The 21,211-nt window shown below is 46.4% G+C and carries 13 protein-coding genes and 4 pseudogenes; 6 read left to right on the forward strand and 11 right to left on the reverse strand.

Annotation, left to right across the window (positions count from 1 at the left end; genetic code table 11):
• Nucleotides 1–5 precede the first annotated feature (5 nt).
• Nucleotides 6–2,747 (forward strand): TMAO reductase system sensor histidine kinase/response regulator TorS, encoded by a 2,742-nt coding sequence (torS, locus tag AAZT04_RS25110; protein WP_434682216.1) that lies wholly within the window; start codon nt 6–8, stop codon nt 2,745–2,747.
• 683 nt (nt 2,748–3,430) lie between these two features.
• Here the strand turns inward: torS and AAZT04_RS25115 are convergent.
• The 4 genes and pseudogenes from AAZT04_RS25115 to AAZT04_RS25130 all read right to left on the reverse strand — a co-directional run bounded on the left by AAZT04_RS25115 (nt 3,431) and on the right by AAZT04_RS25130 (nt 5,286).
• Nucleotides 3,431–4,142: pseudogene (locus tag AAZT04_RS25115) on the reverse strand (DUF4942 domain-containing protein).
• A gap of 89 nt (nt 4,143–4,231) precedes the next feature.
• Entirely contained in the window at nt 4,232–4,438 is a 207-nt protein-coding gene (locus tag AAZT04_RS25120) for a DUF5983 family protein (protein ID WP_242498865.1), read from the reverse strand.
• Between the two features lie 3 nt (nt 4,439–4,441).
• Nucleotides 4,442–4,781, reverse strand: a pseudogene (locus AAZT04_RS25125) (JAB domain-containing protein); the annotation flags it as partial.
• A 31-nt stretch (nt 4,782–4,812) separates the two neighbouring features.
• Nucleotides 4,813–5,286, reverse strand: a complete 474-nt coding sequence (locus tag AAZT04_RS25130; RefSeq protein ID WP_129983740.1) for an antirestriction protein — start codon at nt 5,284–5,286, stop codon at nt 4,813–4,815.
• 69 nt (nt 5,287–5,355) lie between these two features.
• On the opposite strand from AAZT04_RS25130, the pseudogene AAZT04_RS25135 reads away from it, so the two are divergent.
• Nucleotides 5,356–5,961: pseudogene (locus AAZT04_RS25135) on the forward strand (transposase); the annotation flags it as partial.
• Between the two features lie 43 nt (nt 5,962–6,004).
• Here AAZT04_RS25135 and AAZT04_RS25140 read toward each other — a convergent pair.
• From AAZT04_RS25140 to AAZT04_RS25155, 4 genes are all read right to left on the reverse strand, one after another.
• The gene (locus tag AAZT04_RS25140) at nt 6,005–11,371 is read right to left on the reverse strand and encodes a putative adhesin (RefSeq protein ID WP_434682219.1); all 5,367 of its coding nucleotides are present in this window, start codon (nt 11,369–11,371) and stop codon (nt 6,005–6,007) included.
• 1,153 nt (nt 11,372–12,524) lie between these two features.
• Nucleotides 12,525–13,007 carry a RadC family protein gene (gene radC / locus AAZT04_RS25145; RefSeq protein WP_129983743.1) on the reverse strand — a complete coding sequence of 161 codons (483 nt, stop codon included), beginning with the start codon at nt 13,005–13,007 and terminating at the stop codon, nt 12,525–12,527.
• A gap of 1,067 nt (nt 13,008–14,074) precedes the next feature.
• Nucleotides 14,075–14,299, reverse strand: coding sequence for a lipopolysaccharide core heptose(II) kinase RfaY (locus AAZT04_RS25150; RefSeq protein ID WP_129983745.1), 225 nt, complete (start codon nt 14,297–14,299; stop codon nt 14,075–14,077).
• Between the two features lie 99 nt (nt 14,300–14,398).
• Nucleotides 14,399–15,001 carry an AarF/UbiB family protein gene (locus tag AAZT04_RS25155; RefSeq protein WP_129983746.1) on the reverse strand — a complete coding sequence of 201 codons (603 nt, stop codon included), beginning with the start codon at nt 14,999–15,001 and terminating at the stop codon, nt 14,399–14,401.
• A 505-nt stretch (nt 15,002–15,506) separates the two neighbouring features.
• On the opposite strand from AAZT04_RS25155, the pseudogene AAZT04_RS25160 reads away from it, so the two are divergent.
• Nucleotides 15,507–16,348, forward strand: a pseudogene (locus AAZT04_RS25160) (IS3 family transposase).
• A gap of 130 nt (nt 16,349–16,478) precedes the next feature.
• On the forward strand, nt 16,479–16,826 hold the full coding sequence (locus tag AAZT04_RS25165; RefSeq protein ID WP_242498856.1) for a PH domain-containing protein: 348 nt from the start codon (nt 16,479–16,481) through the stop codon (nt 16,824–16,826).
• A gap of 381 nt (nt 16,827–17,207) precedes the next feature.
• On the opposite strand, the gene AAZT04_RS25170 is transcribed toward AAZT04_RS25165, so the two are convergent.
• The 3 genes from AAZT04_RS25170 to AAZT04_RS25180 all read right to left on the reverse strand — a co-directional run bounded on the left by AAZT04_RS25170 (nt 17,208) and on the right by AAZT04_RS25180 (nt 19,578).
• Nucleotides 17,208–17,828: a hypothetical protein gene (locus AAZT04_RS25170; protein ID WP_129983750.1), complete on the reverse strand. Its 621-nt coding sequence runs from the start codon at nt 17,826–17,828 to the stop codon at nt 17,208–17,210.
• Nucleotides 17,829–17,855: 27 nt separating this feature from the next.
• Nucleotides 17,856–18,410: a hypothetical protein gene (locus AAZT04_RS25175; protein WP_434682222.1), complete on the reverse strand. Its 555-nt coding sequence runs from the start codon at nt 18,408–18,410 to the stop codon at nt 17,856–17,858.
• 244 nt (nt 18,411–18,654) lie between these two features.
• Nucleotides 18,655–19,578: a GTPase family protein gene (locus tag AAZT04_RS25180; protein WP_434682224.1), complete on the reverse strand. Its 924-nt coding sequence runs from the start codon at nt 19,576–19,578 to the stop codon at nt 18,655–18,657.
• Between the two features lie 452 nt (nt 19,579–20,030).
• On the opposite strand from AAZT04_RS25180, the gene AAZT04_RS25185 reads away from it, so the two are divergent.
• Together AAZT04_RS25185 and AAZT04_RS25190 are read left to right on the forward strand one after the other, a co-directional pair.
• Nucleotides 20,031–20,663: an inovirus Gp2 family protein gene (locus AAZT04_RS25185; RefSeq protein WP_434682226.1), complete on the forward strand. Its 633-nt coding sequence runs from the start codon at nt 20,031–20,033 to the stop codon at nt 20,661–20,663.
• 115 nt (nt 20,664–20,778) lie between these two features.
• Complete coding sequence (locus AAZT04_RS25190) at nt 20,779–20,994, forward strand: helix-turn-helix transcriptional regulator (RefSeq protein ID WP_434682228.1); 216 nt, start codon at nt 20,779–20,781, stop codon at nt 20,992–20,994.
• The last annotated feature ends 217 nt before the right edge of the window (nt 20,995–21,211 follow it).

A 21,211-nucleotide genomic window follows, 5' to 3' on the forward strand; every position in this document is an offset into this window, starting at 1 on the left:
TACCTATGGGGCACCCTTCGTTAACACGGCGACTTTGGTTGGCTTTTTTGCTGATGGCAGGGTTAGCGTTGATCAGTTCGTTGATAGGCTGGTTGGGCTTTCGCTTTATTGGCGAAGTCGAACAAAACAATACCCGGTCAGTGATCCCAACGATGAATATAGCTCGTCAACTCAGCGAGGCCAGTGCTTACGAATTGTTTTCCGCTCAAAGCCTGACGAATGCCGATACGCATGCAGATTGGATCGAGCAAGGGAAAATGCTCACGGTACAAAGTTTGCGTATCAGTCGGCTCTTGGAACGTTTACGCAGTCAAGGATTTGATACGGCGGCGATAGAACAACAGGAGTCCGACATTACACACAGTTTAGGCCTGCAGGGCGAATTGGTGGGCCGGCGCCTGGCATTGCGCAAGCAGCAACGCGATCTTTCCCGTGAAATTATGGATGCGGCGGCCCGCATTGCCGAGTTGGCCAAAGGGCAGTTAAATAATGCTGCAACTGCCGCAGGCGTCACGCAGGCAGGGATTTACGATTTGATTGAGCAGCATCGCAATCATGCCGCGGAGCAGGCATTGGATCGCCTGATTGATATCGATTTTGAATACCAAAATCAAATGGCGGAGCTGCGGCTCAATGCAATACAAATTGAGCATCTGATTTTGCTGTTGGAGAAGCAACTTGCCGAGCGTGCGCCAGCCGAATTAATCTCCCGTATCGGCAGCTACGTTCGCATTCTCCAGCGCAGGCAAGAGCGCGTCGAAGATCCCCTCACCAGCGAGAAGATAGCGCGTGAATTGCAGACTCTGACACGTTATCAACAGCTTGCGACACTGTATCAGCGGGAAAGGGATATCCGCGCGCAGCTTCAGGCACTGTCACAAAACAACCTGGATATGTTTACTCGTTTCAGTGCTGAAATCAGTCGTCAGGTCGGTGATATTGAACGGCGCAATAGTCAGGCGTTAGAGACCCTTCGACAGGCTCGAGAAACGGGTAAGTTCTGGCTGATTATCTTGAGTTTGTTTTCGTTGGTGGCACTGTCGCTAATCTTGTGGCGCGTGGTTTGGCATTCGGTGACGTTGCCATTGGCGAAGCAAACCGCAGCTTTGCAAAGGTTATTGGAGGGCGATCTCAACTCTCCCTTCCCCGCAACATCCGGCGTGCGTGAATTAAATACCATGGGGCAGTTGATGGAGGCTTTCCGCGCAAATGCCGACGCCTTGCAAAATCAGCGGCAATATCTTGCGGCACAAGTTGAATTACGTACGGCCGAATTGGAAGCAATGGTGGTAGAGCACCATCAGGCTCGTGCTGAGGCGGAAAAGGCCAACCGGGCTAAGTCGGCCTTTTTGGCCGCAATGAGCCATGAAATTCGAACCCCATTGCACGGTATTCTGGGCACGGCTCAGCTGTTGTCGGAACAGCCGCTGTCGCTAAAGAACCTTTCCTACGTACAGGCGATCAATGACTCCGGTGAGAGTCTATTGGCGATCCTCAACGATATTCTGGATTATTCAGCGCTAGAGGCGGGTAAGGGCAGCGTGACGCTCAACGACGAGGCATTCGACCCACGTCAGTTACTGGCGAGTATCATGAGGTTAATCTCCGGGCGGGTACGTCATCGTGAGATTACATTGGCTCTCACTTGTGCTGATGAACTGCCGCAATGGCTGAAGGGTGATCCGCGGCGTATTCGCCAAATTGTGATGAATTTGCTGGCTAACGCCCTGCGTTTCACCGATCAAGGCCGGGTGGATATTCGCTGCCATATTGATGGGCCGCGCTGGCAAATTGACGTTGCAGATACGGGGTGTGGCATTGCCGGTGAAGCACTGGCACAGATTTTCAAACCCTTTGTACAGCTGACGGCCAAGCGCGGTGGCACCGGGCTGGGATTGGCGATCAGCCGGGGGCTGGCGGAGGCACTGCAAGGCAGCTTAAGCGTCAACAGCACGCTGGGAAGCGGCAGTTGCTTTTCACTGAATCTGCCGCTGGTTGTTGCAGCCACGCCAATACAGCATCGGGCAGAAGAACGAACGGATCTTTCGGGTTACCGTCTGCTGCTGGTGGAAGATAACCTGGTCACCCAGCGTATTACTGCCGAAATGTTGCTGTCTTGCCATGCCATGGTTGAGGTGGTTGGCGATGGCCAAAGCGCATTGAACCTATTGGCAGTTGATGGCGCATTCAGCGGTGTACTGGTGGATTTGGATCTGCCGGATATGGACGGTGTGACGCTCTCTGGGCTGATTGCTGCGTTGCAGCCACAGTTACCCCTTATTGGTTTCAGCGCCCATGTTGCCGACGAAACGTTAAGGCTCCGCGTCGGCGAAATATTCTGCGGATTGATACAAAAGCCTATCGCCTGTGCAGCATTAAGCCGACTTATTGAACACTATTTAACCGCGGAAAAATGCCCGATACGGCTCGCTCCCAGTTTGGATTTCGTTCAGCTAACGCAGGATATGGCGGTGTTCGGTAAAGAGAAAATCAGCGAGTGGCGAGACTTGTTCACAGAACATGCCTTGTCGTGGGTGACTGAGCTTGAACAGGCCAGCGAAGCGGGCGATGAGCGCAAGGTTGCGCATTTGGCACATAAACTAAAAAGCAGCTGTGCCAGTTTGGGCCTGCAGCGTGCGGTTGAGGCCTGTTCCGAGCTGGAGCAGACACCGGATAAGCAGATTCCGTTACGCCAAACAATAATGGATGAGTTGCATCAGCTTTCGGCCTGGATCGATGCGCAATAAGGTCGTGCGATCGAACTTGTCCGATGAAGAGTCCTGTCTCAGAAAGCAAAAAAACCGCCATAGGCGGGTTCTTCTAAATATGGTGCCCGGACTCGGACAACCGGCGCTTGCGCCGGATTGAACAACGCTTTAGCGTTGGCCCGTAGGGTGAGGCCTTTGGCCGAATAATCGAACTTGTTCGATGAAGAGTCTCACTCCAGAAAAGCAAAAAACCAGCCATTGGCTGGGTTCTCTAAATATGGTGCCCGGACTCGGACAACCGGCGCTTGCGCCGGATTGAACAACGCTTTAGCGTTGGCCCGTAGGGTGAGGCCTTTGGCCGAATAATCGAACGTGTTCGATGACGAGTCCCACTCCAGAAAAGCAAAAACCCAGCCATTGGCTGGGTTCTCTAAATATGGTGCCGGACTCGGAATCGACTTTATTCAATAACATATTGATATTTAATAAATCTCTATGGTTTGGTTATTTTTATACCCTCATTTGTACCCTCGGTCCCTTTGAGTGGAAATACGGAACCACATCGACGGCGGTTGAGTATGATTTGGGATTGTGAAGTGGCGTTTCTAGTACATTCACGACACATTTGACGATCCCCCGAAAAATACACCAGAAACGCCAGAGCAACGTTGTACATGGGGCTTTTCGCTTATGCAAGTGTGTCGGTAAAATAGAGATGGCGTTCAGGTGCGTGAGGGGAGCGCAGAAGGAAAATACTTGGCAACGATATCATTCATCTTTTCTATCAGGTCAGGACGTTTGAACGTAATATGCGCGCTTCCCTTCTGAAAGTATTTAACAGTAAACATTTCATCTTCATAGCGGGCGCAGTGCCTGTTCCCATGGATATGGTCGCCAAGACGGCGGGCAATATCATCACGATTGTCGGGGATCGGTTTCCCATCCAGCAACATCAGCATACGTTCCAGGTCGACAAGCTGATTGCGTCGCCATCCCCAGGTGAAACTGAAGCCCCAGCGGCTGTAGCTGACCAGATTGTTGACGATTATCTTTGTGCCAAAATGGCTCCCTCTCAAGGTTTTTATACCATTCGTCACGGGCCTGAGCGTCCATCAGCGCCAGCATGCCCGATTTCAGCATCAGGTCTCGCAAGATGCTACGGTCTATGTTACGCGTGATGGCTTTCATGGCGGTTTCTGCTTTCTCCGTAAACCAGCAGTCATAGCGATGCCCCGGACGCATGGCCCATTCCGGTGCTGTTCCACCACCGATGGTGGACGTGAGTGCTGAGACGTCATCAATCAGCTGAATAAGAGCTTCGATTTGTACCAGTGCGGTGTTACGTCCGTTGACGATGCGCTCAATGCTGGTGGAAAAAATCACCTCGGTAGGGCCGGTTAATACTTCAGGTTCTGTCTGCCTGTTTTTCTCCATAATAAAAACGCCCACCGGTTTACGGGCGGGCCTTCTATGTGGGTGTTGAGCCATGTTGTTCGAGGAAAGGGGGGGAATGCTGCAGGTGTTCACCAATCAAAGATGGCGGATCCCGGTAATACATCACCTGCCGTATCCAAATGAAGGAAGGAGATGCGATGATGTTGCATCAGCGCGACAATCAATCGGCGACTGACCTTCGACATCCCCAACCGTTTCAATCGTAATACCGGATATTGCCAGGCATTCAAGCGTAACAAATAACAGGCACTCGAGAAATGGATCCACTCTCTCACGTCACTGGGTTCGGCATGTCCCGAGGGGGCAATGCGCTAACACGAGCGCTGCGGCGTTGTGCTTCAGTGCCGATTTGACGATTTCACGGGGATGGACCTCGGTGTTGCTGATGCTGCCGGTGAACAGGATGTCGTGGGCCAGCAGACGGTGCTGGTTGTCGAGAAAAAGTGCCCTGAACTCTGCACGCTCCAGCCCGGCCGTGCGCAGGCGTAACCAGTCGCGCGTGGTATTGGCGGAGGTGAATGAAACACCCGGTTGCCGCAAATGCTGTTCCAGCAAGAACAATGTGCGTTGGGTGGGTAACGGGAGTGCATCGAGAGCCAGTGATAAGGTGATATTCATCATGGTGATGTTGTTTCCGTAGTATAGGGGCTTAGTCGATGATGCGCATAATGGCGTTGGACTCAGGATGGCTGAGGGCGTAATCCCGCAGACGGTAATAGTGCTCCGTCATCGCATCAGACACCGTGCGGCAGGCATGGTGGCTGTAGGTGATGAGGCAGGCGATGATGCCCGCGGCCTCATGGCCCACAATGGCACCATTTCCGTTGAGCGCGTTAAAGAGTGTGTACTCGCCTTCGGTGGAAGGAATAATGAAGGCTCCACCGTTGCTGAGGGTGTAAAAGTCCCAATAATCGCCGTGATACTCCTTACACAGAAGGTCGAGCCAGGAGAATATCGGTGACTCAATACGAAGCCAGTGCGGGATATTGCCAAAATGCTGTAGCCAGAAATGGATACGTTGTTCATCCGGTACGAGGGTGGCCGTCAGTGCCGGAGCGGTGTTGTCAGCGACAGGTTGTGGCAGTAACGGGGGATTGTTGTTAAGGTCAATAATGTCAGTCATTGTATTTTTCCTTTATGCGTGAATGCGTTGAGTGGAGATAACGGGCTAAAGATTGATTTTGGTCGTGCGGTGCGGATGGTTAGTCGCGTCATCAATAAATCCGTGTTTCTGGTGCTGGGGATCAATATCGAAGGTCAGAAAGAATTGCTGGGTATGTGGCGGGCATAAAATGGCGCGCCAAGTTCTGGCTGAATGGGCTGACAGAGCTAAAAAAAATCGCGGTCTGAACGACGTTCTCATTGCCTGCGTTGACGGACTGAAAGGCTTGCCTGACGCCATCAATGCAGTGTATCCGCAGGCGCGGATGCGCAATAGCTTGCGGTTCGTCTCCTGGAAGGACGACAAGGCCGTCACCAGTGACCTGAAACCCTCTCAGGCTCCAACAGAATAAGCTGGCTTACAGGTGCTGGAAGCGTTCTCCAATGCCTGGGACTGCCGCTACCCACAGATAAGTCGCAGCTGGCAGTCAAACTGGACCAATGTGGCCACGATCTTCGCCTATCCGGCACGCCATCAAGAAAACGCAAGGGGTTCCCGACGAGTGGCTCAGTAAAAAAGGTGGTGTGGTTGGCATTCCAGGCGGCGTCGCAGAAACGAACAATGCCACGGGGGGACTGGCGTATGGCAGTGAGCCGTTTTATTATCGAGTTCGGTGACCGCCTGGACGGTCACTTCAGGGAAAAGGCATTTACACAGAATGCTGTACAGGCTCGTCAGATCAAACCTTCCAATCATTACCTTCCGAGTGAAATGTCACTATATCCCCCGGCTTTATTACTCTATGCACCTTTCTCCCTTTCCCATAAATGTTTGTTATGTTTGGGCTTTCGTTAAAAACAGATATGAATTGAGTTGAAAATGAAGGTCTTGGCAACCAAATTTCTGGTGTCCAAGAACCATCTTTAAGGTGAATAGCTACATTGTCATTATTTTCTAATAGTGCACTCTCAAGAGCTTTTCTGGTTATCTGCTTCCCATTGCTGACTTTTACATTCGGTGACTCAAGCTTTCCCTGCAGCACAATGGGCTTACTTATGGCCTCTTTTCCTCGAAGGATGTCACTATCTCTCCCCCTGGGAATAACTCTGGCTCGAAGAACATTGCTTCTTCCATCAAAAACATGCGGGTGATAAAAACGTAGCCTCTGATTAGCATTTTCGTCTTTTATCCATTTGCCATCATGACTTTTCCATTCCCATAATATAACTGAAGCGTCGCCCCCCCAGCCATGGGATAAGAAGTTATAATCAATATCCACTTTATTAGTTATCCCTTCATATAGATGAGGTGCAATTAGAACTTCCCCTGTGATTTCAGGGGCCTTTCCAAAAATACGGATGGGTTCACTAATCAATTCACGCCCATTTGAATTTTGATTGCGTCCTCGAATGATGGCTTTGAAACGAACACGATGACCAATGTCATCAGCGCTCGGGAAATAAGTTGAATTACTGTTGAGGAAATTAGTGTCACTCTGGATACGTAACCACTCGCCATTAGACGCCTCTCTCTCCCATGCAATGGTCAAGCAGTCTTTCCATTTATTCTTAAGTATTTTATTTTCTACTGATGAGTGTTCACTGACATCGCTACTGCTGATAGTATTGAAATCTGTTGCATTTAATGGTCTGCCAACGTGACCGGTGCCAACGATAGATACCGGCCCACGAACTTCAGGGTGGGAATCTATATGCGGATCATGCTCTGGTGTGTATGCTTGTTCACTTTCTTTTGTATTATGATTTTTAGTGGGTTTAGCAACTGTTCTTGGCTCCAGGTTAAATAACAAGGCTACCGGCTTTCTGGTTTCTTTAAATTCATGATTTACGTCATCTCGTCGTAATGTGACCATCTCTAACACACCATAGTTTTTCACGCCTCTCACTCTTTCTATGTTTCTTTTCAAGGTTTCAGGGTAGCGATAGCGTGGGATTTCACTCTCAAGCTTAGAAAAAATATTTCTACAATGTGCAAAGATTATTACTTTATACCTTTCACCATTTGCATTAACCAGCGTGCCATCTCTATCCATGTCTATTAATACTTGTGTGCTCGCATGTTTATACCCCTCTGGTTCGTACTTGAGATCTAGTTTGGTGTTAACAACCATTATATCAGTTAAAGGCACACTGGAGTCCTGCGCTTTCACTCTATTACGATCAACTATCGCCGCTAAATACCCAGGGGATTCACCTTCATATTGATAATGTCGATAATTAAACACCTCATCATTTGATGATTCTGTTCCATGGGTGTTTGTTCTATCTTTGGGTTTGTAATTTTCAGGGAACTTTCCGTTGGGCTGTGGGTAAAAGTGAACATCCGGATCTCTCCCCGGAACAAGAGTGACATACGCCTGATAGTGCGACGGATTGTTGACAATAAAATCAAAGCCTGGATCTATTAAGAAAGTATCATCCGGTGTCATAAATTTAATTACCATATCTGCAGGTAACGCCACGGGGGGTAAAGGTGATGCTCCAAACCGGTCAGATGGACAATACCCACCATGACATCCTACAACTAAAGTGCTGGCACCCGCACTTTCCCCTTCTGTTGATTTTGAAAGAATGTGAACATAGTGTCCATCCCCAAGGGTTCTATAGCCAATAGGGTCTTTACTTTTTCTTGAATGCAATGGAATTTCTGTAAATGTTGTAGATTCCGGGTAAAAATAATTTTTATGAAAAGAATTACCTCTCCCTCTTGTCTGTGGGACCCATTCGGGATTATTCTGATAACCAGTTGCATGCCACCCATCCTTATTGTTAAACTCAATAACATATGCGCCCTTTATATTTACCGCAGGGACTGAACGAGTGAAATCCATTTCGTGATTACCTTCTGACTCTGACTTCTTGTTCGGTTTCGAACCATCCATATCAACTTTATTAGGTGGAGTTTCTATTTCATATATATAGGCGGTAGTTACTTTTTCTCCTGTTCTTCCTCGAAGGTTCTCTATTGTAATGTCTTTTTTACTCGTGAATGCAATGAGTTTTTCATCTCCATTAAATTTAAATCGATAATGTAAGTTTAAATGCTCATTCAGGGAATGTAATCCGTTATTAAAAATAAATTCAGGCCTGGCTGTGTTGCCTTGATATAATGAGTTGTGATAATTGTCTGGGAACATACCGAGCGCTTTTGAAGCCTCAACTTTAGCATCTGAAAAAGTAAATGTTGGAACATGAGGGTTAGTTTTAGATGCGCCACTTAAGCCTCCCCCTCCTGGAGGTGCAGGAAGTCTTGGTGGTTTTTTATTAGTGCCGTGTTTTTTACTAATCCCTCTCACCCCGTTCCATGGTATCATTGCCGTAACCCCGCCCAAGGCAAAGCTAGGTAACATACTGCTATAAATAGCCTCCCTTTCTTCTTTGCTCGATACTGTGATAGCCTCTGTAAAGAGCATCCCTGTATCAAACGTTGCTTCTACTATGCCTGAAATTAAGGTGCGTAGTAACGGCGTACCTCTCAAGGGTAATGTTATTGCGCGAGCGATTCCACCGCCAACTGCTGACAGCAATATATCACGTGCCAATTTTAATTGTGCTTCAAAGTGTTTAAGTGAGCGCTCACCGTAAGTTGATATCTGTTGCCGCATGTTCATTACATGCTGTTTTTTTTCTGTGTTTATCAAGGCGCGTGCAATGTCACTGCAATCCCCTCTAAATTCTTCAAGTTTGTAATCAAAGCCGAGCATTTCATTGTTATCAAGTAAATTACCTATGTTATCCATCTGTAATCCAACAGGAAGGTGCATGTACACCCATTCTTTCCACTCTCTATTCCTATAAAATTTGTCATGTGTGAGCTTGTTGTAATCCATGCCATAATTTTTGGGAACTATCCACGCTGGTTGAGGGGCGTCGGCAAGAGAAATAAACAGCTTTTTGTCATCAGACAAGGCTAGGCTAATGAAATCCCGCGTAAACCCTTCATTTTCCCGCCAAGGGAAGGTTACAACATCAGGCACGACGCTAATAACACTAATTCCATCGACACTTTCACCAGAAATTATAGATTGAATCTTTTCCTTGTCTTTCAATGATAATTCATTGTTGAGCTTTTCATTATTTAGTATTGACTTGAGAGTCTTTTTAATCTGATGTTCTTTACTGGCGTGTATATCTGAATGGTTTTCATCGTATAGTGTATCTAGATCGTCTGAGTACTGACTTAATGATAATCCGGCATGTTCGATTTTTCTAATTTTTAGTGGTAATTCCCTCCCTTTTTTAAAGGTTATTTCTATGCCGTCATCTAAAATGATTTTACCTCCACCATTTTCAACCTTAAAGATTTTACCATTTTCTAATTCTATGGTGGGAGTACGCTCTAGTGAGAAAAGCATGGACTGATAAGGTCCATCATAAAGTCTGGTTTCTTTCTTGCTCAAATTAATTGAGCTCCTCCCCTCTAAATGAATAATTATTTCATTTCCGGAGGAAATGCTTCTGCCTTCACTTATTTTTATTGTGTTGCCATGAGTTAAAGTAATTAGAGTGCCGTTTTTAAAGTTAACCTCTACTTCATCCGGGGATGAAATTTTAGTAATTGTTAAGTAAGATTGAGTGGGACTGAAAGGAATGTATATTAAAGCATCAGATATTTCCTTGTGAATCGCCATTTCCTGCCATTTTCCCGTATGAATCTGGCTTAAAGGTGTCAGGAACTCTTTTACAGATGTCACATATGGATTACAACCAACAAAACATTCTGCGTCAACAGACACAACTTGATTCGGGTCTAAGTCACTTAACCCAAGGCGAGAGAGTGATTGAAAGGTACTGTTGTTAATATAATTCGATACAGCTATTGGCCTCATCACTACTTTATCGTGAAGGTGAAAATAACTGCTCCATGAAGTGGTTGATTCCTCATCGCTTTGTCTTATAAAGCGATTAACATCCTCTATATATGATTGAAATCTAGGGTGAAATAAACTTGGCCTTAATGTAAATCCATCACTCATGGCTTTTTCAATTGAGTCATCATTGTCTTGTGAGTAATATTTGTAGACATTATTAATTTGTATGGAGTCAGCCTCATTAAATTCATACTTCTCATCTAAAATGGCTAAGAAACTCTCTGGTTCGAGGCAAAATAAAAATGAAGAATTTGCCGTCGCGATGAGATACTCCCGTTTTGACTCGGCAGTAGATACTTGGTCATCATCAGCATCTAACCACTGCTGTGCTAGTGATTTATCATTTTTTTTCGATGTTTGATGCTGATAAATCTCTTGGCTATATTTTTGCATTTCATAAAGAAAACTATGCATATGTTCGGGGTAGGAGGGTATTTCTTTAAGTGTGCGTGCATTGATTAAAATTGAAATGAAATTATGGTAGTACACGCCTGAAATATTGGCAACCTCATTCTTTATATCATCCAAAAACGCCTCATCCTTTACGTATTTATCCAGTAGGTAATTTTTGAACGCTGCTGGGTTGTATTTTAAAAAGCTATCGTGCAAGTCATTGGTTGAAGAAATATGTTTTCCCAAATATTTAGTCGTGGGTTGCGTAGCACTTTTTTGAGGTAGTGCCCTAATCACTCGCAAAGTTTTTTGGTTCGTATCTACTGGGGCTCCCATGGTTGGGGCGTGTCTTTTTTGATGCCTTGGTCCAAAACTGCCTGCTGCATTGATGATGCTATGTGGTTTATTAAAGTTATCCGGCGTGTCAATATCCATGATTGGAGTGTAAGGCATTTGTTTGAGAGCGCTACTCCTATTGCTAAAAAACCACATGGCCATCCCTCCTGTTGCTGCAATCAGAAGGAGAAAAAGAAAAAGACTTTTTTTATACTTAAATCGATTATGTTCAGCGATTGGGACGGATCTGTAAGAGCATGAGCCAAGAGTAATGGCAAAATCTTGGGGGGAGTATTCAGTACCGTTATTAGTAGTATCAGCTAAAAGGCGTCTATTGAATTTAAGAGGACGACTATTCGTGAAGGAGTTATCGTGGTTCAACATTTCTCTACTTTCATCAATATCGACACCCTCTTCCTCTTGTGTGTTTTTTTTCTTTTTATCTAACAGTTTATTATCTAACAGTTTTCTATCTTTATGCATCATTCATCTCCTTGAATATGGTGGTTTTATCGCATTAAGTCAGGTGCGGGTCATGTGCGGTTCTTATGTATGGTATTATCTGATATATGTTCACTGTTCTGAATGACCTTGCAGCGTCTGGCAGAGAGGGTTTGGGTAGCATAGCCAATCCGATTTCAATCATTTATAAATTAAAAAGAAAAATCTTATTCTTTATTCCCGTTGGTTCTCTGACTCATCTTGAACAGCGTTGATATATTTTACTCGCGCGCCTATAAAGGTGTGATGAATTAGTGTGTTAAGATAATACAGCGCGATGACTCTCTCCTTTAAGCTAGCTGTCGTCGAACGGGTCGAAATACGGGAAATGAATTATTGTCAGGCCACTGAGCGCTATGTCATTGAGGGCAACGCAACTGTCATGAACTGGCTGCGTAAATACGGCCCGCTCGACTGGCGCACTTCCCCTCCACCAGAAAGTGCGAGGGGGTAACATGCCCAAAGCTCTCCCGATTTCTGAACAATGAGTTAAATAACTCGAGTGGCAACTGGTTGAATCTACAGTCAAAACCTGGTTTTTCGACGCGGTCGTCAACGTGATGTATATCGAGTTTTGCGCCACACTGACAAAAAGCAGTCAGCCGCCTTATCACGTAAACACAAGCGCTACGACTCACAGTAACGCGGAGCTGTCGGTAAAATGGGTACCCGCCGAGAGATGTGGTATTAGTCCCTGCAACGTGGGGCAAGCGGAGAGTGCCAGGCCCAATGTCTCAGGGGCGCGTAAGCTATATCACCTGCTGCTGCAACAAGTTGAATCGACGTTGCATGTGGGAAATGACGCGTTGTTCAGTATCCTGTGCTACGCGTGGTTACTGATTATGTCTAAGTGAGCGCATCACAAGACGAGACGCACTGCTATTATCGTTTTTACCGCCATGCCAACCTGCTGAAGGCGGGAGAAAATGCTCCGTCAAGGAACGCGTGTGAGGGCGGAAGACATCGTGCTGACAAGGACGATGCTTAGGGCATCGAGGGAAATCCACAACACGCGCCGGTCACCTCTGTCGCTGAAATACAAAGCACCCGATGAGATTCATCGGGTGTTATCAGGTTGAAAAATGTCAACCTATATTAGTGCTAGTCAGGCCGCCAGTACGGTCGTACGTTCAATGGATCATAATAGCCCGTGTTCGGCAAACGAGTACACGCTTAGGCCGCCGACAATACAGTGGTCTAGCACCCTGATGTCAACCAGTGCCAGTGCGTCTTGTACACGGTAGGTGATTTGCCTGTCGGCCTCGCTGGGTTCAGCATGTCCAGAGGGATGGCAGTGAGCCAAAATAGTGGCCGCGGCGTTATGCTTCAGTGCCGATTTCACGATTTCACGGGGATGTACTTGGGTACTGGTGAGGCTGCCGCTGAACAGAATCTCATGGGCCAGCAGGCGATGTTGATTGTCAAGATAAAGCACCATAAACGCCTCACGCTCCAGTCGTGCCATCTGTAGGCATAGCCAGCTGCGAACAGCATCGGGCGAGGTGAATGACGCCCCTGGTTTGCGTAAATGCTGCTCCAGCAAGAACAAGGCACGCTGGATGGTGCGTTGTGTGGGGAGTGGTAACCCGATGAGTGCGGGGGAAAGGGGTATATTAATCATGGCAATCTCCTTGTTTCTTGCTAAATAATGTTGCCGGGCAGGTTTATGTATTGAGGACGTAAGCGAGGTCTTGACCTGCACAGCCGCTGTTTTCGCGTTTGGGGTGTAAAAGAACAATCTGCTATTGGTTTTTAAGGTAATAACTAGGGTGGTAATAATGTGGGTTGGAATAAAATGGGCCTGTGTGGCATGTTAAAGTTGCATAAACAAATAGGCGGGCCTGATATATCTCGGGTGACAAGGGTAACGAGACGAAGGAAATGGATTGTGCATTGAAATCCTGTATGCCTGTCGCTATATTTACACTTTGCTTTCATAGGGAATTGAGACGTATGGCCGTTTTTAAGTTCTATAATGTCCAATTGCTTCCTGTAGAAAAAGGGGGTAAGAATGTGGGCGCTGAAGGTTATTGCTGACTGTTTGAGTCATTGGGTGTATTGATTGACGAATGTAAATCGAAGCGTTTACGTTTAAGTTCAATTGCGGTAAAAATTCGGGGGGCATGTATTTTTCTCCTTTTTCCGTGACGGTCTGTGAATATGATAGAGAGGATAATCAAAAGCTGGTTTACGGTTCACATTGCATATCCTTTAATTGTTTTTACGCTGGCCTTAGGATGGGCGGCGTTGAACAAGTTTGCCGAGAATGCTTTTACAAACATTGCCAATATGTTTTTGTTTTTTATGGTCTAGCGATGACATTTGAGTTGATATCTTTTCTTTTGAATTCGTCATTATTGATACAAAAGATTTCACTTAAGGAATATGAACGAAGGGAGAGGAAAATCGATTTTTATCTCTCTTCCCGTCATAACAGCAAATTCGCCTAGCAGTTTATGGGTAAGGTATTGAACAACAGCGAAACTGTGGCAGATCCCACATTTTATCATGACTACGACCGGCGAGCACCTGGCGACGTAGCAGAAAGTGACAAAGGTGGTGCTGAAAAGCGCTGGCGAGGAAATTTGACGTAACAGTCATTCCGATGGTGTCAACCCTAAGGCCTTCGAAAAGACATCATCGTGAGGAAAAACATGCGGGCATTCCGGAGTTGCACCCCATGAACATTCAAATGCTGTTATTAATGTAGAGTTGACTCCCAAAATCAATTATTCTGACGTTGACTTCGGAATCAACCAATATATTTCCAGCGTGAGGGCCTCCATGAGTAACACCCATGTCACGCAATCGTTTAAACTCATTGTCTATTTTTATTTTCATTACTGCGTCCTGGGTTTTGTCTAGCTTAAGCGTATCGGCTGAAACGCCAGGAATCTTCTTCATCCATAGCATCTCTCCATGAACTATTGCTGTTCATGGTCTGTAATCTCTGCTGAATTTCCATTTTCATAGTAAGGTATTATAGTGAAACGATGTCTATGGATCACACACTTAAGGTGACTGCGTCTCTGTAGGACGCAGAGTTGATTCCCCAAAGTCAATTGTCCAAACATTTCCGTCAGAATCAACTAAGAAATTTCCCCAATTGGGATCGCCATGATTGATGCCCATGTTGTTTAACCGCGTTAGCTCATTATTTATTTTCTGTTTTATGTCTTCGATCTGACTGTCGTTGAGTTTGGATGCGAGTAAATCAGCCCTGTCACCGGGAATCTTCCTCATCAACAGCACCTCTTCACTAGCCCTTGCCGTGTTTGGCCCATAGACTTTTTGAAATATCGCCGCCTCGTTCTGTATTTTACTCTTGTCAACATCCTCAACATGTATGCCAACTTCTGGCATTTTGATAACCCATTGATCATTGACGTCGTAAACAGTTCCATACCTTCCCGATGAAATGGTTTTTTCTCTTTTTTTTGATTCAGACAGATTCAGAAACTCTAACATATCAACATAAGGTAAAGGCGCTGGAGAAAGGTGCCTTGAGCTCATAGCCATACTTTCAGCTGAGTCTTCAACTGCTGGCTGCAGGCATTTGGTTAACTTTGATCCTCCACCAGGGAGTCTTCCTTTACCCAGTCCCTTCAGCGCCACCCGGTCCTACAGTTTCACCATCTCCGCAGAGTACCCGTCACGCGCACCCAACATCGCAGACGCTCCCCTGGTTTGACCGGCATTCGATTCCTGATAAAACGACCTGGACTCGCTTTCAACAGCGGAGTCATCATGGGTATTTCTTGCTAAAGCGGACTTTTTTGACCTTGACTTAAAGGTATACATTCGCTATCTCCTCGATAATATTTACTTTCATTTTAGTCAATGCTAAAACAGGTAATGACTTCAATCGATAAAATTTTCTGATATTCTATTAGTATTTCAGGTTTCCAGTGGCTACTGGGTACTGACTCCAGTAAGTTGATCTGGCCCAGTGTGCGGTGCGTGCCAAGGTAGTTGTCGCCTCAGTTGATTCATGCGGCCAGCTTTTCCCGTTCCGGATTCAGCCACACTTCGTCCTGCCGACTCCAGTTTCGCGTTGTGATCTGGTCCAGAGATCGTGGACATGCTGTTAAGCGAGTATAATTGCTAACAGAGGTGCACTATGGCTCAATCTACAGACCATAAAACCGCCAGAAATCATTACCCTGATGAATTCCGTGAGCTGGCACTGGCACTGCGGATCGGCGTTGCCAAAGCCGCTAGGGAGCTGAGTTTGCATGAGTCTCAGCTCTACGCCTGGCGTAAAAAACAGCAGCAAGCATTGACATACTCCGAGCAGGAACAACAGCAACTCCATGAATTGCGTGCAGAGGGCTGGGGTTACAACCGTAAAACGATAGCCGCCAGCCTGCGGCGACAGGGACTGAAGGCGGCCAAGAAGTTCAAGGTCACGACAGATTCGAGTCACAAACGTCCTGTGGCCCCCAACCTGTTGAAGCAAGACTTTACCGTCACGGTCCCAAACCAGAAATAGGGGGGGACATCACCTATTTGTGGACAGTCGCAGACTGGGTGTACCTGGCTGTGATGATAGACCTTTTTTCCCGTGCCGTAGTGGGCTGGGCAATGTCAGCACGGATGAAATCAGGTCTGGAATGTGATGCGTTGCAGATGGCGCTGGGCAGACGGGATAATCCGTCTGGTGTGGTGGTCCACTCGGATCGTGGCGAACAGTATTGCTCAGATGACTACCAGAATATAATTAAAATTAGTCAGTTAAAATGCAGCATGAGCAGCACGGGCAATTGCTACGATAACGCGTGTGCAGAAAGTGTCTTCTACAGTCTGAAGGTCGAATTGATACACGGAGAACGGTTTACCGACCGTGAAACGCTGAATTCGGAAGTGTATAACTACATTGAAGTGGATTACAATCAGAAGCGTCGACATAGCACACTGGGCTATGTCAGCCCGATGGTATTCGAACGACAAGTCCTCTCTTAAGGGCGTGTCCACCGAGTCTGGGCCAGATCAGGGTGAAGAGGTTATTGTGAGGGCACATGTATCATTGCTCTCCTTCCTTGCCACCATAATTATATCTCTGTTTATTCTCTTCATTTCCCTGGGCGCGTTTATGGTCTCAGCCGCCGCAAAAGAAGGAGAGGCACATCCAAATAGCTTCGGGTGGATACTCCTACTGCTGGGCCTGTTTATGCTGCTCAATGTGGTGATTAAAATTATTACGACAGAACTTGCACTGACCAATAAGCGCATCATTGCAAAGTTTGGCTTTATCCGTCGTTCTACCGTTGAGCTACGTCTCGAAAAAGTGGAAAGCATCGGAGTTGATCAAAGCATCTTAGGGTATGGAACAATTGTTGTGAAAGGCACTGGTGGAACGGCAACACCAATCCCATCAATCAGTAAACCTCTAGAATTCCGTCGTGTGGTCAACAACCACTTAGAAGACGAAAACAACTAAGACGGCATACATGTTAGTACTGATGTAAAAATGACCCCGATGCTGCGAGTGCTCGAATTTTTGGACGCCTTCATGGCTTGATCGTTCCGGCAAGGGGATAGTCAAGTGCAGCAGGTGAGTCGTGTCATCTGATGTTTGCGTTGGAGCAAACGCCGTAACCAGATGCTCATGGGGTCGCCAACCTATCCTCTTCGATTGTCCCTGAGCCATTAGCGTTGTATTCAACGTTGTCAATTGTGCCATCCCATACCCCCATCGCTGTGCTCAGGCAGAGTCATGCAGAGGCCAGGTTTACCAACGGCAGTGGCGATAAAAACAAAATGGCCTTCCACTTATCCGGAAGGCCTGCCGTTAATGGGCATGTTGCAGCGTGACAAGAGATTACAAATGGTCCGCGAGCCGTTTGAGCGAGGAGATCTGGCTACTGCCTGATGAGATATTGCAGGATGTTGCCTTGGCATAGCTCAATGCCTTCTTCAGCGCGGGGGCCAGAAATTGTGCCGGATATTGGAAGCTGTATGCTAGCGGGACATGATCGAAACTGCTGTCATTGTGATAGAAGTGGAAGACATAGCTTCCTGTTCGATGCGTCTGCATGGCCGCGATGACTTGTGACCAATTGGCCGTCAGCAGACTATCCATCAGCGTATCAGGATGGTCGATACTGATATTCATTTGGTGAGCCCCTGCCGGGTAATATTGTAAAGTCATTCCTGTTGCCCCCTCGGCCTTATCGCCATAGGTATCTTTCAGATAATACAGGATGTTCAGTCGAGCCTCATCCGCGTTGCAGGTAAGCCTGAATTTCTCCGTGACCTTCCCCCTTCTCCCCGTGATGATAAATTCATCAACACCCTCCATAATGCGCTCATGCTCAACTTGCACGCTATCCGCCATTACATTTTGGTAATCTACCGATTTAGGATCGTAAGCCGCTGCACAAACGGCCTGGCTCAACAGAGCGTTGAATAACAGGGTAAACATTATTATCATTTTTTTCATGTTCATCATCTCCTTGATAAAATTTATTTATTCCGAATCTGTGAGCGTGACATAAATATTGCCGCCGGAACGTACTTCTATGGTCAGCGGCTCTTTTAAGCCTGTATTCAGTAAAGCCTGAGCCTGATAAAAACGCCCAGCTATTGTCTCTTGGACATCCATGATACGGATACAGTGTTCTTGTATACCCTGACGCTGCAGGATTTTAGTCACCACCGGGCAGGCACTTTGTGCTAGCCGCCCGGTATCTGATTGTGTTTTAAAATGATTGCCGGCAACGGCTGACAACACGGTGCAAATCAGCCATACCTGCAACAAGCGCCAGGGTTTCCCCTGACGCTCGTCACGTTGACGCAGGTAGACCATCGGCAGGAGGAACCACCCCAATGAAGGGGGCGTTATTTCCTGTTTCATCAGGCTCAGTCGGTCGAGCAGCACCCAGACCAGGGAGCACAGCATATAAAGGCCAAGTGCCACCTTCGGTGGGAGGAAAAGAGCAGAAAGACCCCAGATAAACGGAAGGCCAAGGGATAGACACCAGGCGTAGGTGTCTTGCTTGAGAAAGGGGTAAGGTTTCAACATAGTGGAATAGTCCTTTATTGATAATTCATGAGAAAACATGGGAGACAGTGACCTCCCTCACGGGGATCGTATCGGGATGTAAAGAGGAGAGATAATCGTTAGTGAAGATCAATAAGTCGAAACCGATCGTTTAAACCTATCGTCAATGTCGATCGTTAATTTGATATCAATAGTTAAAAGCTATAGTAAATCTATGTTCGATCGGCGAAACAGATCGAACGCATGACAGGTTTTTAGACATGCATTAAAAGAAGCGATGCCACAGCGATTTGGCCAGAAAGAGCAGTCGACAACGGATCCGTGTTAACCAGGTTCTGAATGTGTGGGACTCCAGCAGGGCCTCCACACTTTCGTCAAAGATATCCCCCACCACACGGGCAAAGCCCTCCTTTGCTGTGTCGGTCACCTTTTCGCTCCGATACGCCGGCTCCAGTTGTCGGGTTACCCCACTGCTGGCTTTATCCGGTAATGCGGTGATCAGGGCCTCAACCCACCGAGTGATATTGAACCCCTCCGGTGCGGAAACGGCTAAAACAGGGTGGACCGGTGTAAATACCGCATTCACCTGAGCCACTTTCTCTTGCAGGTGCTGCTGCTGGCGTAATGAGGGCTGATGCGCAACGGTATCCCATTCCCGGCAGGGGTCGATTTTATCGGCCTGGTTAAGTACAAAAAGAAACTGAGTCGGATCTGCACCTTGCGACATCAGTTGTCGGTAGCAGCGGATATCGTCATTCCAGGCACGGTCGTCGGCTTTTAGCACCCAAACAATCAGGTCCAGTTTATTCAGCCAGCGCTGGTAGAGGCGTGCATAAACCCGGTCGAGCACCGGTGTTTCACCGATCCCCGGAAAATCCACGATAAGTAGGGTATGGGTGGCCAGGCTGAAGGGATAAGGCTGCACTTGTCGCGTGCATCCCCGAACGGCACTGATCCGGGCAGGCGGTGGCGTAAACAGGGCATTGCAAAGACTGGACTTTCCCGCCCCACACTTGCCCATCATGCCAATCGTAGGCTCATAGTGAATGGATTGCCGTAGTCGACCCAGGAAAGCCTCGGAGAGATACGTGGGGAGCAGGTAGAGCTGTTGTTTCAGGATGTGTAAGGAATGTTCAGGATTGTCTGGCACGAAGGTCTCCATAAGATAAGCATGCACAGCAGCAACCATTACTGCGGTCTTCACTCAGGTAATATCGGCCCCATGTTTTTTGGAGATGAATACTCAGTCAAACCTTGTTTGTTTAACACATTAAATTTTAATCAATTAGTCAGGTTAGCGATTACGAATCCCTCTGCTATTTTATGTGAATAAAGTAATGACTTTATATCTATTCAATAACTAACTTGAGAGTGAATCCCCCATGTCTTTTAATAAAATACTGATTGTTTTTGGCATTCTTTTCTTTTATTGCATTTTTATCATATAACATCGTCAGACTGTCGGGTTGGTATTATTACTATATAGAAGAGAATATATACGGAGAGTAATAACAATCTAATCATCAATGTTGAATGATGTCTACTTAGGTAAAAAAACCAACGCAGTATACCACTTATCATGATTTTTATTATTTACTGAAGAGTCCAATTCTATTGCCCCCCATTTAAAAGGAAAATACTATGGAGATAAACCACTCGAGCCTGGGCCCCCTGAACTCGAAGTATGTGACACGCATTCAAGCTACGTTACGTAAGGCCCTGAATGAGTACCCAAGAACGCTGGTACTAAGAATTGACCTCAGACTACCGGATAACAATCTTACTCATGAATACGCTCTGGACTCCGCGCTTATCACCCGCTTTATCGTCTCTCTGAAAGCGCAGATTGACGCTGATTTATTGCGAAAGAAAAATAACGGGAAAAGAACCTTTCCCTGCCGGGTTCGTTATGTCTGGGCTCGAGAGTTTGGTGAGAGTGGAAAAAAACACTACCATCTGGCTTTATTCTTGAACAAAGATGCGTATGCCTACCTGGGTAATTACATCCCCACCGACAAAGGGTATCCTCATAACCTGGGTGTCATGATTATGGAAGCCTGGGTACGGGCATTAAATTTACACGATGAAGACGATTATCAACAATACTATCCGCTGGTTCACTTCCCTAAGCCAAGCTATGCCCATCTGAATAAGACCAGCACCAGTTTCACGAGTGACCATGCCGAAGTCATTAATCGGGTGTGTTATCTGGCCAAGGAATACAGTAAAGACAGTTCAGATAAACAACGTAATTTTGGCTGCAGTCAGTATTGAATGAGTAATTAATTACAGCGGAATGTAATGTTATGGCGGAGTGCTAAATAATATCAATATCGATAATATGCGCACTCCTGTCTTTTACTCAACTTAAAGACAGAGGAATATCGTCATGACAAACACCAATAACACAACTAACCTGATGAATGATAAACTGGTGGATATGGTTTTTATCACTGAATTTACGGGATTAAGCAACAAGTGGTTCTATAAACTTATTCAGGAAGGGGCGTTTCCTAAACCTATAAAGCTGGGTAGAAGCTCCCGATGGCTGCAGAGTGAAGTAGAGAAGTGGATGCGGAAACGAATTATTGACTCTCGGAGTTAATTAAGACAACACAGGTAAAACGATAATGCATCCCTCCCATCGATATCACTTAAAACGCGTCAGACCCCCCCCGCCGCATAAATAAACCGTAAGGTATATAACAACATCCCTTTAAGTCAAATCAGCACAAGGACCATTACAACACAGTTAAATGGATTATTGATTATGATAAGTCATGTTCCGGAAAGGGGAATTTAATCCGTACGCATGAAATGGA

Origin of the sequence: Serratia sp. Je.1.23.a (assembly GCF_051129805.1) — a bacterium.
Classification (GTDB): domain Bacteria; phylum Pseudomonadota; class Gammaproteobacteria; order Enterobacterales; family Enterobacteriaceae; genus Serratia; species Serratia liquefaciens.

Bases quoted from the DNA above. Each gene is read 5' to 3' on its own strand.
- torS (WP_434682216.1), top strand. From the start codon at position 6: ATGGGGCACCCTTCGTTAACACGGCGACTTTGGTTGGCTTTTTTGCTG.
- AAZT04_RS25130 (WP_129983740.1), bottom strand. From the start codon at position 5,286: ATGACTGACATTATTGACCTTAACAACAATCCCCCGTTACTGCCACAA.
- AAZT04_RS25140 (WP_434682219.1), bottom strand. From the start codon at position 11,371: ATGATGCATAAAGATAGAAAACTGTTAGATAATAAACTGTTAGATAAA.
- radC (WP_129983743.1), bottom strand. From the start codon at position 13,007: ATGATTAATATACCCCTTTCCCCCGCACTCATCGGGTTACCACTCCCC.
- AAZT04_RS25150 (WP_129983745.1), bottom strand. From the start codon at position 14,299: ATGCTATGGATGAAGAAGATTCCTGGCGTTTCAGCCGATACGCTTAAG.
- AAZT04_RS25165 (WP_242498856.1), top strand. From the start codon at position 16,479: ATGGTCTCAGCCGCCGCAAAAGAAGGAGAGGCACATCCAAATAGCTTC.
- AAZT04_RS25170 (WP_129983750.1), bottom strand. From the start codon at position 17,828: ATGAAAAAAATGATAATAATGTTTACCCTGTTATTCAACGCTCTGTTG.
- AAZT04_RS25175 (WP_434682222.1), bottom strand. From the start codon at position 18,410: ATGTTGAAACCTTACCCCTTTCTCAAGCAAGACACCTACGCCTGGTGT.
- AAZT04_RS25180 (WP_434682224.1), bottom strand. From the start codon at position 19,578: ATGGTTGCTGCTGTGCATGCTTATCTTATGGAGACCTTCGTGCCAGAC.
- AAZT04_RS25185 (WP_434682226.1), top strand. From the start codon at position 20,031: ATGGAGATAAACCACTCGAGCCTGGGCCCCCTGAACTCGAAGTATGTG.
- AAZT04_RS25190 (WP_434682228.1), top strand. From the start codon at position 20,779: ATGACAAACACCAATAACACAACTAACCTGATGAATGATAAACTGGTG.